Origin of the sequence: Bacillus sp. FSL E2-8887, from assembly GCF_038007205.1 — a bacterium.
Lineage (GTDB): Bacteria > Bacillota > Bacilli > Bacillales > Bacillaceae_G > Bacillus_A > Bacillus_A mycoides.
The window spans coordinates 3,954,930-3,967,018 of record NZ_JBBOWS010000001.1; the positions used below are offsets into that span (position 1 = coordinate 3,954,930).

General features: G+C 36.7%; 12 protein-coding genes. 2 read left to right on the top strand and 10 right to left on the bottom strand.

Annotated elements, in window-relative coordinates; translation table 11 throughout:
- Positions 1-80 precede the first annotated feature (80 nt).
- The 6 genes from hrcA to gpr form a co-directional block, all read right to left on the bottom strand.
- A complete protein-coding gene (gene hrcA / locus NSQ08_RS20290) occupies positions 81-1,097 on the bottom strand; it encodes a heat-inducible transcriptional repressor HrcA (protein ID WP_340778385.1) in 1,017 nt (338 codons plus the stop codon).
- Positions 1,098-1,230: 133 nt separating this feature from the next.
- Positions 1,231-2,370: a radical SAM family heme chaperone HemW gene (hemW, locus tag NSQ08_RS20295; protein ID WP_137076040.1), complete on the bottom strand. Its 1,140-nt coding sequence runs from the start codon at positions 2,368-2,370 to the stop codon at positions 1,231-1,233.
- Between the two features lie 51 nt (positions 2,371-2,421).
- Positions 2,422-2,796 (bottom strand): winged helix-turn-helix transcriptional regulator, encoded by a 375-nt coding sequence (locus NSQ08_RS20300; protein ID WP_002015203.1) that lies wholly within the window; start codon positions 2,794-2,796, stop codon positions 2,422-2,424.
- Positions 2,797-2,985: 189 nt separating this feature from the next.
- Complete coding sequence (gene lepA, locus NSQ08_RS20305; protein WP_002034072.1) at positions 2,986-4,809, bottom strand: elongation factor 4; 1,824 nt, start codon at positions 4,807-4,809, stop codon at positions 2,986-2,988.
- Positions 4,810-5,017: 208 nt separating this feature from the next.
- A complete protein-coding gene (locus NSQ08_RS20310; protein ID WP_002143172.1) occupies positions 5,018-5,359 on the bottom strand; it encodes a DUF3679 domain-containing protein in 342 nt (113 codons plus the stop codon).
- Between the two features lie 20 nt (positions 5,360-5,379).
- The gene (gene gpr / locus NSQ08_RS20315; protein WP_340778402.1) at positions 5,380-6,483 is read right to left on the bottom strand and encodes a GPR endopeptidase; all 1,104 of its coding nucleotides are present in this window, start codon (positions 6,481-6,483) and stop codon (positions 5,380-5,382) included.
- 180 nt (positions 6,484-6,663) lie between these two features.
- Between gpr and rpsT the strand changes: the two genes are divergently transcribed.
- Entirely contained in the window at positions 6,664-6,921 is a 258-nt protein-coding gene (gene rpsT, locus NSQ08_RS20320) for a 30S ribosomal protein S20 (protein WP_002088694.1), read from the top strand.
- 84 nt (positions 6,922-7,005) lie between these two features.
- Here rpsT and holA read toward each other — a convergent pair whose 3' ends face one another.
- Entirely contained in the window at positions 7,006-8,016 is a 1,011-nt protein-coding gene (holA, locus tag NSQ08_RS20325) for a DNA polymerase III subunit delta (RefSeq protein ID WP_340778406.1), read from the bottom strand.
- Positions 8,017-8,364: 348 nt separating this feature from the next.
- Here holA and NSQ08_RS20330 point away from each other — a divergent pair, with 348 nt between their 5' ends.
- A complete protein-coding gene (locus NSQ08_RS20330) occupies positions 8,365-8,499 on the top strand; it encodes a YqzM family protein (RefSeq protein ID WP_000997609.1) in 135 nt (44 codons plus the stop codon).
- 31 nt (positions 8,500-8,530) lie between these two features.
- On the opposite strand, the gene NSQ08_RS20335 is transcribed toward NSQ08_RS20330, so the two are convergent.
- From NSQ08_RS20335 to NSQ08_RS20345, 3 genes are all read right to left on the bottom strand, one after another.
- Positions 8,531-10,852, bottom strand: a complete 2,322-nt coding sequence (locus NSQ08_RS20335; RefSeq protein WP_340778408.1) for a DNA internalization-related competence protein ComEC/Rec2 — start codon at positions 10,850-10,852, stop codon at positions 8,531-8,533.
- 14 nt (positions 10,853-10,866) lie between these two features.
- Positions 10,867-11,424 carry a ComE operon protein 2 gene (locus tag NSQ08_RS20340; RefSeq protein WP_002088698.1) on the bottom strand — a complete coding sequence of 186 codons (558 nt, stop codon included), beginning with the start codon at positions 11,422-11,424 and terminating at the stop codon, positions 10,867-10,869.
- A gap of 63 nt (positions 11,425-11,487) precedes the next feature.
- A complete protein-coding gene (locus NSQ08_RS20345; protein WP_063218883.1) occupies positions 11,488-12,087 on the bottom strand; it encodes a helix-hairpin-helix domain-containing protein in 600 nt (199 codons plus the stop codon).
- Positions 12,088-12,089: the final 2 nt, after the last annotated feature.

Below are 12,089 nucleotides of genomic sequence, written 5' to 3' on the forward strand. Positions count from 1 at the left end.
GCTTAGCATGATTACCTAAGCATTATATATTACACACAGCAATGAAAATTTCATCACTTGAGCGAATGTATTACTCTCATTTACTTTTTAAGTCCGTCTGTAAATTGTCTTGTAAATAACTGCAGTAAACTAATTACACGAGAGTATTGCATTCTCGTCGGACCTAAAATTGCAATTGTTCCAAGTTGCTCTTCTCCAATCGAATACGTTGCAGAAATCAAACTGCAATCCTCCATTGCCGTAGAAGAATTTTCTCTACCAATTTTCACTTGAATTCCGACTTGTTTATGACGCAAAATGTCATAAAACACAGCCTCATTATCGATCATCGTCAGCAAAGATCTTACTTTGTGAATGTCATGGAACTCTGGTTGCGAAAGCATATTTGCTTTTCCTCCAAAGTATATCTTTTCCGATAAAGGGACTTGAAATGTACCATCTAACATTTTTATTGCACTATCGTAATTATGAACATACCCACGCAAGACTGTAACAATCTCTTTAAAGATTTTATTATGAAGTTCTGCCATAGGTATACCAGATAGCTTTTCATTTAAAATATTAACCATTTTTTCTAAATCTGATAAATCAACAGATTCCGGAACGGTAATCGTTTTACTTTGCACATGCCCTGTATCTGTTACAATAATAGCGACTGCTGTTTGACGATCAAGCGGTACAATTTGTACATTTTTAAGTTTATTTGTGCTCAATTTGGGACCAAGAACAATGGCCGTATAATTCGTAAGCTCTGATAAAATTTGAGCTGATTGTTGTGCAATTTTTTCTGCTTCAAAAATTCTTTCAGCAAATAAATCTTTAATTTGTACAATTTCATCGGTCGGTAAGTTTTGCGGCGCTAAAAGATGGTCTACATAAAATCGGTATCCTTTTTCAGAAGGAACACGCCCAGAAGAACTATGCGTTTTTTCAATAAATCCTAATTCTTCTAAATCAGCCATTTCATTTCGAATAGTAGCTGGACTAAACGTAATTTCATCTTTCTTAGCCAACGTCCTCGAACCAACTGGTTGCGCTGATCCAATAAAGTCATCAACAATTGTTTGTAAAATTAAGAGCTGACGTTCCGTAAGCATCTCATCATCACCTCTGTTAGCACTCTTTGTCTTCGAGTGCTAAATCTATTAATAACTTACCAAAATTGACATTCAATTGTCAACGGAAACGTCACGAAATAACAAAAAATTTTCGCGCTTATGGCACATTTAATTAATCAATCAAAAATGACTGGAATACTTCATTCCCTAATAGCTTCCCTTTCCTCGTTAAACAAACATGTCCATCTCTGTTTTCAAGTAATCCTTGCTCTTGATTACTTTGTAACTGCTTTGCAAAAACATGGTCCATCTCCACATTAAATTTCTTTTGGAATTCTAGCTTAGAAACACCTTTTGTTTTTCGAAGTCCTAAGAACAACTCTTCTTCCATTTTTTCTTTCTCTGTCACTGGGTGAACATCTAAATATGGAAATCCTGTCTCATCAATTTTAGTGAAATATTGCTTGAGCGGACCTACATTTTGAATTCGTTCCCCGTTCACATAACTATGCGCTCCAGCTCCAAATCCATAATACTCTTCATTATTCCAGTATGTGAGATTATGTCTACTTTCATTATTACCTTTTGAGAAGTTACTAATCTCATACTGGTTATAACCATGCTTCTCCATTTCATCCATTACTATTTCGTACATTTTCGCTTCATGGTCTTCACCTGGAAGTCTTAATTTCCCTTTATTCATTAAGTTATAAAACACGGTTTTCGGTTCCACAATTAAGGAATATGCCGAGAAATGTTGTACACCAAGCGTAAAGGCAATGTCTAATGTTTCCTTTACATCTTCTATCGTCTGTCCTGGCAGAGCATAAATTAAATCTACATTAATATTTGTAAAACCGACTTCCTGCGCTTCTCGAATCGCTACGAATGCATCTTCTCTCGTATGTCTGCGTCCAATCTTCTCAAGTAGCTCATCACGAAACGTTTGCACACCAAAACTAATTCGGTTTACTCCACCTTCTAGCAATACGTTCAACTTCTCTTTCGGTAAATCACCTGGATTCGCTTCAAATGTTAATTCACAATTCGGCGCAAATGGACGCAAACGACGGTTAATGATGTCGAGTAGTTTTTTTGTTTGCTCCATATTTAAAGCTGTCGGAGTTCCTCCGCCAACAAAAATCGTTTTCATACTTTCAAACGGTACTTTTTGAACCGTATTTATTATTTCTTTCTCTAAATATTGTAAGTATTGATCAACCGGTTGGCGTTCAATAAATACTTTATTAAAATCACAATAGTGACAAATATGCTGACAAAATGGAATATGAATATATGCAGCTTGTACCAAATATAACTCCTACCTTTCTAAAAAGAAAACCTCCGCACTCCGGAGGATTCTTTACTTCTCTACTGTATTACGGATTTGTTCCATTCGCATTTTTCCCCAATCATACATCATTTCAACGATCGGTAAAAGCGACATACCTAATTCCGTCATATAGTACTCAACACGCGGAGGAATTTCCGGGTATACCGTTCGATCAACAATCCCGTCCTCCATTAACTCTTTCAATTGATTTGACAAAACTTTATGAGAAATGCTCGGGAACAGACGTTGCAATTCACTAAAACGATGCGGACCTTCCACACCTAAGTGCCACAATATCACAACTTTCCACTTCCCACTAATTATAGAAAGCGTCAGTTCCTTTTCGCAATTAAAATTACCTTTTTGTATTTTCTCTCGAATATCTTTTCGAATATTTTCGGACATTAATAGTCTCCTAACTCTATATCAATCACTAAAAAGCTCTCTCACTATTGTAAATGAGAGATGATAAGATGTCTAAAAAGTAGCATATAAAAAAGAAGCCGAACGAACGGCTTCTACTTTTATCACGATTGGTGCGGGCTAATAATTAGCAAAGAATAGAAAAATCTCCACTAATTATAGTTCACTCCATTAGTTATCATCCATTTTCAGTACAGCCATGAATGCTTCTTGCGGCACTTCTACAGAACCAACAGACTTCATACGTTTTTTACCTTCTTTTTGCTTATCAAGAAGTTTACGCTTACGAGAAATGTCACCACCGTAACATTTTGCAAGTACGTTTTTACGCATCGCCTTAATTGTAGAACGAGATACAACTTTATTTCCGATAGTCGCCTGAATTGGCACTTCAAACTGTTGTCTTGGAATTAATTTCTTTAATTTCTCTACAATTACTTTACCACGGTCATACGCTGAATCACGATGTACAATAAATGATAAAGCATCCACTTGTTCATTATTTAAAAGAATATCCATTTTCACAAGTTTAGATGGTTTATAACCAATTAACTCGTAGTCAAATGATGCATATCCTTTCGTATTTGATTTCAATTGATCGAAGAAATCATATACGATTTCTGATAACGGGATTTCATATGTCAATGTAACACGTGTTTCATCTAAATATTGCATATCAATAAACGTTCCACGTTTCCCTTGGCAAATTTCCATTACAGCTCCAACATAGTCATTCGGAACCATAATTGCAGCCTTCACAAACGGCTCTTCTACACGATCGATAGTCTGTGGATCTGGCATATTAGATGGATTATCAACAATAAAATCTTCACCGTTTGTTAAATACACTTTATAAATAACACTTGGCGCTGTTGTAATTAAGTCAATCTTGAATTCACGTTCAATACGTTCTTGAATAATCTCCATGTGAAGAAGCCCTAAGAAACCACAACGGAAACCAAAACCTAAAGCTTGAGATGTTTCAGGCTCAAATTCAAGAGCAGAATCATTCAATTCTAGTTTTTCTAACGCATCACGTAAGTCGTTATAACGTGCAGAATCGATTGGATATAAACCACAGAATACCATTGGGTTTAATTTTCGATACCCTTTTAACGGCTCTGCAGCCGGACGTTTCGCATGTGTGATCGTATCACCTACGCGTGTATCACCTACGTTTTTAATAGATGCCGCTAAGAAACCTACATCACCTACTGTTAACTCGTCACGTTGCGTCGTTTTCGGTGTAAACACACCTACTTCTGTTACTTCAAATTCTTTTCCAGTTGCCATCATACGTACTTTATCGCCAACTTTTACCGTTCCATTTACAACACGGATATATGCAATTACACCACGGTACGGATCATATAAAGAATCGAAAATCATACATTGTAACGGCTCTTCTGAATCACCTGTTGGAGCTGGTACCTTTTCAACGATTTGTTCTAAAATATCTTCAATACCAATGCCAGCTTTCGCTGAAGCAAGTACAGCTTCCGATGCATCTAAACCAATTACATCTTCTACCTCTTGACGTACGCGTTCTGGGTCTGCACTTGGTAAGTCGATTTTATTAATAACTGGTAAGATTTCTAAATTATTATCAAGCGCTAAATATACGTTCGCTAATGTTTGCGCCTCAATTCCTTGCGCTGCATCCACTACAAGAATTGCACCTTCACAAGCCGCTAAACTACGAGATACTTCGTACGTAAAATCGACGTGTCCTGGAGTATCGATTAAGTGAAGAATATACTCTTCACCGTCTTTCGCTTTATACGTTAGTTGTACTGCATTTAATTTAATTGTAATACCACGCTCACGCTCCAACTCCATAGAGTCAAGCAATTGCGCCTTCATTTCGCGCTGTGCCAACGCGTTTGTTTTCTCCAAAATACGGTCTGCCAACGTTGATTTCCCGTGGTCAATGTGAGCAATGATGGAGAAGTTACGAATTTTGGACTGTCTTTTTGCTCTTTCTTCTTTATTCATCTATGTTCTCAACTCCTAATAGTCTCGCCAATATACACTAGCACTGATTATATCAATAGAGCAGCAAAGATTCAATGAAAACTCGTGCTGCTTACAATACAAATCACTCTATCTATATCTTATGCGAACAAACCATAAGAGACAAACCTTTTTCAAATTAAAAGACAGCTCTCTTACAAACATAAGACAACCATCCTTCCCGCTACCCTTAACTAAAAATTCCTTTTATTGCCCCAACAACTATATCCGTTCCAAACTTTGTCATATCACGAGCAACACTTGCTATCGCCATACCGATACCTTCTACAACATTAAAACTTCTTAAGCTTTCTAACTGTTTTTGTTTTTCAATAGTCGAAAACGTCTCTCCCGAAATTTCCGATTCAGCCCCATCGCCTTCTGTTCCTGTCATATGAGCAATTTGTTCATATGACAGCTGACGATATCCCTTCATACTTTTTAGACCATGATTAGCGAGTCCCACTCCAGCTATCATCATAAGCAAACATAAGACTGTACCGCATATACATAACAGCGTAAATTGACTCAAGCTATTTCTGCCTCTTTCCATCAATGTGTATATGCCCCTGTATTATCCTGATCAATCTGATGATGCAGCGCTGCATTTAAACCGCTGGCTATTACATTTGCCATATCCTCAATAAACGCATCTACTTCTTTTGGAGTTACCATTAAATTATGACCAAGAGGAGATAACACTTCATAAATTAACTTTCTCTTTTCTTCTTCTTCTAACGTACCAATAGCTCCTAAAAACATATTTCGACTCTTTTCATCTAGCATATCTTCTTCTGTTAATTTTTTCTTTTCTCCAAATGTAAAACCTGCTGGCAATAAAGAGCGTGACGGTTTGTTTCCTTCTTTCAGTTCCCGGCCAAAATGTTTCAAAATAAAATCAATTGTATCACTCGTAATCGAAACAGCATCTACCACAGTTGGCACACCAATTGCGATAACAGGAATACCTAATGTTTCTTTACTTAGTTCCTTACGCTTATTCCCAACACCAGATCCTGGATGAATTCCTGTATCAGAAATTTGTATCGTACTATTTACTCGTTCAATAGAACGCGCAGCTAATGCATCAATTGCGATGACAAAGTCTGGTTTTGTCTTCTCAATAATTCCGTAAATGACATCGCTCGTTTCAATCCCTGTAATTCCCATTACCCCTGGACGAATGGCACTAACAGGTCTAAACCCTTCTTCCACACTTTCAGGCTGCAATTTAAACAAATGTCTCGTCACCAATACGTTCTCTACAACTATCGGTCCGAGTGCATCCGGCGTTACATTCCAATTCCCAAGACCTACGATTAAACAACTCGCTTCTTTTGAAACTCCAACCTCTTCTAAGAAATAAGAAAATTCTTTTGCAAAAATACGCTCTACCTTTTGCTGAAGTTCCGTATCTTGTTGTCGTATGCCTTGCACCTCAAGAGTTAAATAACTTCCAGGTTTTTTCCCCATCGACTCAGATGCAATTTCATCAATAGTTACTTTTGTAATTGTAACTCCCTCTTCTTCCCTCTCTTTTACAATAACTCCCTGTATCCCTTTTTGTTCTTCTTGGCGCTCTTGTAGCATTTGGTGCGCCTCTACAGCAAGGTCAGTTCTAACACTATATTTACTTAAATCTAATGGTTCTTTCATCGTATCTCCTCCGTAATTCATAGTAAATATCGTTAGATTTCCCCAAGTTATATTAGGTCATTCTTTCCTTTACGTGAAATTTCATTGATATACTATTGCAATTCTCTTCACCGTTTGATAAAATATCACTTGTTCTATGTAAGAATCGAGTCATTCGATTGCACCAGGGAGGTGAAAAGTATGGCAAACATCAAATCTGCTATCAAACGCGCTAAACTTAGCGAAGAGCGTCGTTCACATAACGCTTCTATCAAGTCTGACATGCGTACTGCTGTTAAAACTGTAGAAACTTTAGTTACTAATAACGATCTTGAAAATGCTAAAGAAGCTTTCAAAACTGCTTCTAAAAAACTTGACAAAGCAGCTCGTAAAGGTCTTATCCACCAAAACGCTGCAGCTCGTCAAAAATCTCGCTTAGCGAAACAAGTAAACGCGTAAGGCGTTTAAAAAACGATCCATTCGGATCGTTTTTTATATACACAAAAAAGTTCACGTACTAAGTACGTGAACTTTTTTGTGTCACTACATATGATTTAACCGCATTAAGAAAAACTCAAGCACAAGTTTCTTATCCATCTTTCCAGTCTTCATACTATAATCAGCTTCCGCCAATTCTATAATAACTTTTTTTAATTCTTCAAAAGAGAAAAACTTCGTTTGATTCATCGCCAACTTTACCCGGTACGGATGTACACCAATATGGGACGCGATTTGATTTTGTCCGTAACCACGCTGTTGCAACTCTTTCACTTGATGTAGCAAGCGGAACTGACTTACTAATAAAGCGAGCAGTTTAATCGGTTCTTCCTGCTGTGTAAATAATCCGTCTAAAATTTGCATCGCACCAGCGATATCTTTTTTCACCACTTTTTCTGTTAAAGCAAACACGTTTTGCTCAACAGATTTCGGCACAAGTTCCGTGACAAGTTTTGGCGTAATTTCTCCGCCCATACCGACGTATAACGTTAACTTGTCCATTTCCTTCGCCAACATTGTTACATTACTTCCCACAAGCTCTAACAATAAACTAACAGCTGCATTATCAATATGCACATGCACCTCATCCGCACGAGAAACAATCCACTTCTGAACATCCTGCACTTGCATCGCATTTGCTTCTATTACATCCGCTGTTTTCTTTAATAGTTTTGTAATTTTTTTTCGTTCGTCTAATTTTTCATAAGGCGCAACAAAAACAAGAATAGAAAAAGGAGAGGGCTCCCCAATATATTCTTCTAAAATTTTTATATTTTGTTCTAATTTTTCTTTTTGTGCCGTTAAAAATAGTGGTGATTTTATTAATATAACTTTACGCTCTCCAAAAAAAGGAAGCGTATGCGCATCCTCAACTACATCTTCTAAATACGCTTCTTCCAAATCGTATGTCACAACATTAAACTCTCGATCTTCCTCTTCAAGCGCTTCCGTTATAATAAGCTTTATCGTTTCATTTATAAAATAGGCTTCCGTTCCATACAGTACATACAACGGAGCGAACTGTTTCTTTTTAATCTTCTTATGTATATCACTCATATTTTTTCCTACTCCCTAACTTGGCAATATATATTTATACTAATGCCCTAGCTTTTGTTTTACAAGTACAAAGGGACGGTCTTTATAACCCGCCCCTTTATTTATATAAAACGCCACGCAATAAGCCCCGGATTTCTTATTGGTGTGCGGTAATCACCTTCCCTTTATTATTTACAATAATAATCTTAGTATAAGTGCCAACTGTTAACATGATTGGAAATGAAAAATTCACGCTACTTAACTAACTAGAAAAAGTATACAAATACTCTATTTCACTTCATATGGAAATTGTAGATTTTTTTCTGACAATATTTTATACTAAAATGGAATGTTGGGGAGGGATTCTAAATGAATGATTTTGAACAAAACGTTCAAAGTAAACGCAATGACGCTATTGATTCAGGGGTAGGATTTATCGTCTCATTTGGTTTTTTCGCAACACTTTTCATTATTGCAACTGTTATTAAATTCATCGGTTCTTAAAGGCTGCTGCTTAACGGCAGTCTTCTTTTTTTCATCTTCTATGTGTTTCATCATATGTGATTTTACTTTGAAAGGTTCCTTTTTCTCCATTAAAAACATAGGAAATAGCACCTTGCTTATCCGTACGCCATATATCAATACCCATCTTCTTAAAACGCTCTATAACTTCCTTATGCGGGTGCCCATACCTATTACGCTCCCCCACAGAAATAATCGCTACAGCAGGCTGTACAAGGCTTAAAAATGGGTCTGTAGACGATGTTTTACTCCCATGGTGGGCAACTTTTAAAATATTAGCCCGCAAATCAGGATATGTTGATACTATAAACTTTTCTCCTTCTTCTTCTAGATCACCCGTAAATAGCCATGTTAGTCCCCCTAGTCTGGCCCATAGTACAATCGAAGAGTCATTTTCTCCCTTTTCTTTCCCCTTTGGAGCTAATACGAAAAATTCCGCTTCATTTACCCTCCAACCTTCCCCTTCTCCTACTACACTTATCTTCACGCTCTTTTCTAACGCCTTTTTCTTCACCACTTTTTCCAATACAGCATCTTGTTCCTTTCTCCCAAATACAACTTCTTTTACAATAATAGATGACAGCAAATCCAGCGCAGCACCTATATGATCCGCATCTCCGTGCGTTACAATTAATTTATCAATCGTTTTTATACCTTCTTTTTGTAAAAAAGGAACAAGAATATCATGCCCAACAGAAAATTCATGCTTTTTCTGTTGCCACGCTTCCTTCTTAACAGAAAGGGCTCCTCCTGTATCAATAAGATAAACCTCTTTATCGTATGGAAGACGAATTAATATCGCATCTCCCTGTCCAACATCAAGAAATGTAACACTCCCACTTTCGCGAAAATATGGATATACATAATGACAAGTACTAATAAAAAGAAACACACCCACAACTATGCACAAAATTTTTTTCGTTATTACCCTTTCCCAAATCACAAATATACTAACGATACTAAAACAATATATAGCCACAAGAAATAAAGGAGTTTGACCAAAAGTAAGTCGGATGAAAGGGAAACTTTCACAGTAACTTAGAAAATCATTAGAAATGGTTAAACATAGTGAAAGTACATATGCAATTCCTTTTGCGAAAAATGGAATAACCGGCATACATATAAGAATAATGATGCTACATGGCAATACAATAATGGATAGAAAAGGAACATATATAAGATTGAGGAAAATGCTATAAGGAGAAAAATAACCAAAATGATATAACAAGATGGGGGTACTAGCGAGCTGTGAAATTATAGAAATGTAAATAGAATTTCGAACTATCCCATTACTATGCCCTAATAATATCGGCGCAGATAGTAGTAAAGAAAAACTACCTACAAATGAGAATTGAAATCCAATGTTGAAAATAAGATACGGATCGTATATAAGCATACATATAGCCGTTATACTTAAGGCGTCTAGACTAGATAAGCGAACAGAGCATATGAAAGCTACCAATAATAAAACTCCTGTTATAGAAGCCCTCACAACAGATGGCGACGCCCCAGCTATGATCATATACAGAGGAATGCAAACTATAAGGCATACTGTTGCTATCTCTTTCGTCACACCACTTCTTAGCAAAACAAAATACATTATAACCATTAATAATACGATATGCGATCCTGAAATTGCTAACAAATGTATAAGACCAAATTGTTGATATTGCTCTTCTACTTCAAACGTCATTTGTTGTCGATCTCCAAATAATAATGCGTTCATAAATGCACCTGATTGTTCCGGGAACATTTCTGTAACTTTCGAGATTGTTTGTTGCCTGAGAAGGAAAATCCATTGCACGAGTGACAACGATGTTTTTTGACATTCAGAAATGTATGTCACATCAAATATAAAATGTATTTTTTGCTGATATAAATAATTACGATAATCAAAAACATGAAAATTCCGGGCAGTTTGTGGTTCTTTCACCTCCCCTTTAAATGTACACGATATACCTGCATGTAATTGTTGCAACTGCTTCTTTTCCGAAGCAGATTGTATTTTATAATTTAACTGCACTAAGTTTTTATTCTGATCTTCAATTTGAAAAGAGAGACGATCCCCATTAATTAGAGGTGTATTTTGCACGACCCCTCGTGTAACTTCATAGGACTCCCCTAGCGGCTTATTTAGACTCTGAACATACGTGGTGTACATAACGCCACTAAAACACGCTATTATACAAAATATGAAGGTTTTACGCGAAGTACGATATAAACAAAATAAAACATAACAAACGAAACAACAAGCAGCCAACAAATGCGATGCGGAAAAGGTAATTGCAATCCCAATTATAAACGAGATTGCAACATAGCCCCATTGCCCATTCAACTCATACTCACTCCTTATAGCATCATTTTCGCTTTAGTGAATACACGCTGTAATTCTTCCATTGATAAATTATCTTTTTCTAAAGCTGCGAATAATTCCTTTAGCTGTAAATGACGCTCTTGTTCCTCTAGCGATGTAATATCGTATTCTAGCGGAACGTGCTTTACTGTTACACTCGCTTGTTCAAATAACTCTACGGCATACGGATGATTTTTATAGTCCTGTGCATAATAAACCGCTGTAACACCACTTTGAATAATCGCCTTACAGCACTGCAAACAAGGAAAATGTGTGACATAAATTTCCGCTTCCTCTGTTTTTGCACCAAATTTCGCACATTGCAATAAAGCATTCATTTCAGCATGAATTGTACGAACGCAATGATTATCAATGACATAGCAACCATCGTCTATACAATGCACACCACCTTTAATTGAACCGTTATATCCACCAGCAATAATTCGTTTATCACGAACGATTGTCGCTCCTACCGCAAGCCTTGTACATGTACTACGTAAAGATAGTAGATGGCTTTGCGTCATAAAATATTGATCCCATGAAATTCGTTCCATATTTTCCACCTTCTTTTTTGTCTACTTGTAGTGTAGCGAAAAAAGAAAAACTTCGTCAATCTTTTATGGAATAATAATTTGATCTTTTATTTTCTCTAAAGACTTCGCACCAATCCCATCAATTTCTAATAAATCTTCTATTTTCTGAAACGGGCCATGTTCTTCTCGGTATTTCAAAATACTTTCCGCTTTCCGAGAACCAATGCCTGTTATTTTTTCAAGTTGCTCTTTAGAAGCTGTATTTATTTGCACTTTACCCTCGCTTTTTGAAAAAGTAGTCCCTTCTTGCACTGGCTCATTCTTGTTAGGAACATAAAGAAGCATTTGGTCTTGGACCATTTGCGCCAAATTCACTTTCTTCACATCTGCATCCGGCAACAAACCACCAGCTTTTTCAACCGCCTCCTTCACCCGGTCCCCTTCCTTCATTTCATACACACCCTCTTTAAAAACCGCCCCTTTCACATCAATTATAATTATTTTTTTCTGCTCCTTTGTATCCAATACTTTCGGTTTACTTTTTTTCTCCACATCTTTTACTTGAACTTCCGTTGTAATGAGCGATCGCTCTGTTTGCTGATTCGTTTTCCAGAAAAAAAGAAAAATCAAAGTGCCAATAATAACCACTAATCCCAACCATTTTTTCGGAAAATCCCACATCATTT

Bases quoted from the DNA above. Each gene is read 5' to 3' on its own strand.
- rpsT (WP_002088694.1), top strand. From the start codon at position 6,664: ATGGCAAACATCAAATCTGCTATCAAACGCGCTAAACTTAGCGAAGAG.
- gpr (WP_340778402.1), bottom strand. From the start codon at position 6,483: ATGAAAGAACCATTAGATTTAAGTAAATATAGTGTTAGAACTGACCTT.
- lepA (WP_002034072.1), bottom strand. From the start codon at position 4,809: ATGAATAAAGAAGAAAGAGCAAAAAGACAGTCCAAAATTCGTAACTTC.
- NSQ08_RS20340 (WP_002088698.1), bottom strand. From the start codon at position 11,424: ATGGAACGAATTTCATGGGATCAATATTTTATGACGCAAAGCCATCTA.
- NSQ08_RS20345 (WP_063218883.1), bottom strand. From the start codon at position 12,087: ATGATGTGGGATTTTCCGAAAAAATGGTTGGGATTAGTGGTTATTATT.
- holA (WP_340778406.1), bottom strand. From the start codon at position 8,016: ATGAGTGATATACATAAGAAGATTAAAAAGAAACAGTTCGCTCCGTTG.
- hrcA (WP_340778385.1), bottom strand. From the start codon at position 1,097: ATGCTTACGGAACGTCAGCTCTTAATTTTACAAACAATTGTTGATGAC.
- NSQ08_RS20330 (WP_000997609.1), top strand. From the start codon at position 8,365: ATGAATGATTTTGAACAAAACGTTCAAAGTAAACGCAATGACGCTATT.
- NSQ08_RS20300 (WP_002015203.1), bottom strand. From the start codon at position 2,796: ATGTCCGAAAATATTCGAAAAGATATTCGAGAGAAAATACAAAAAGGT.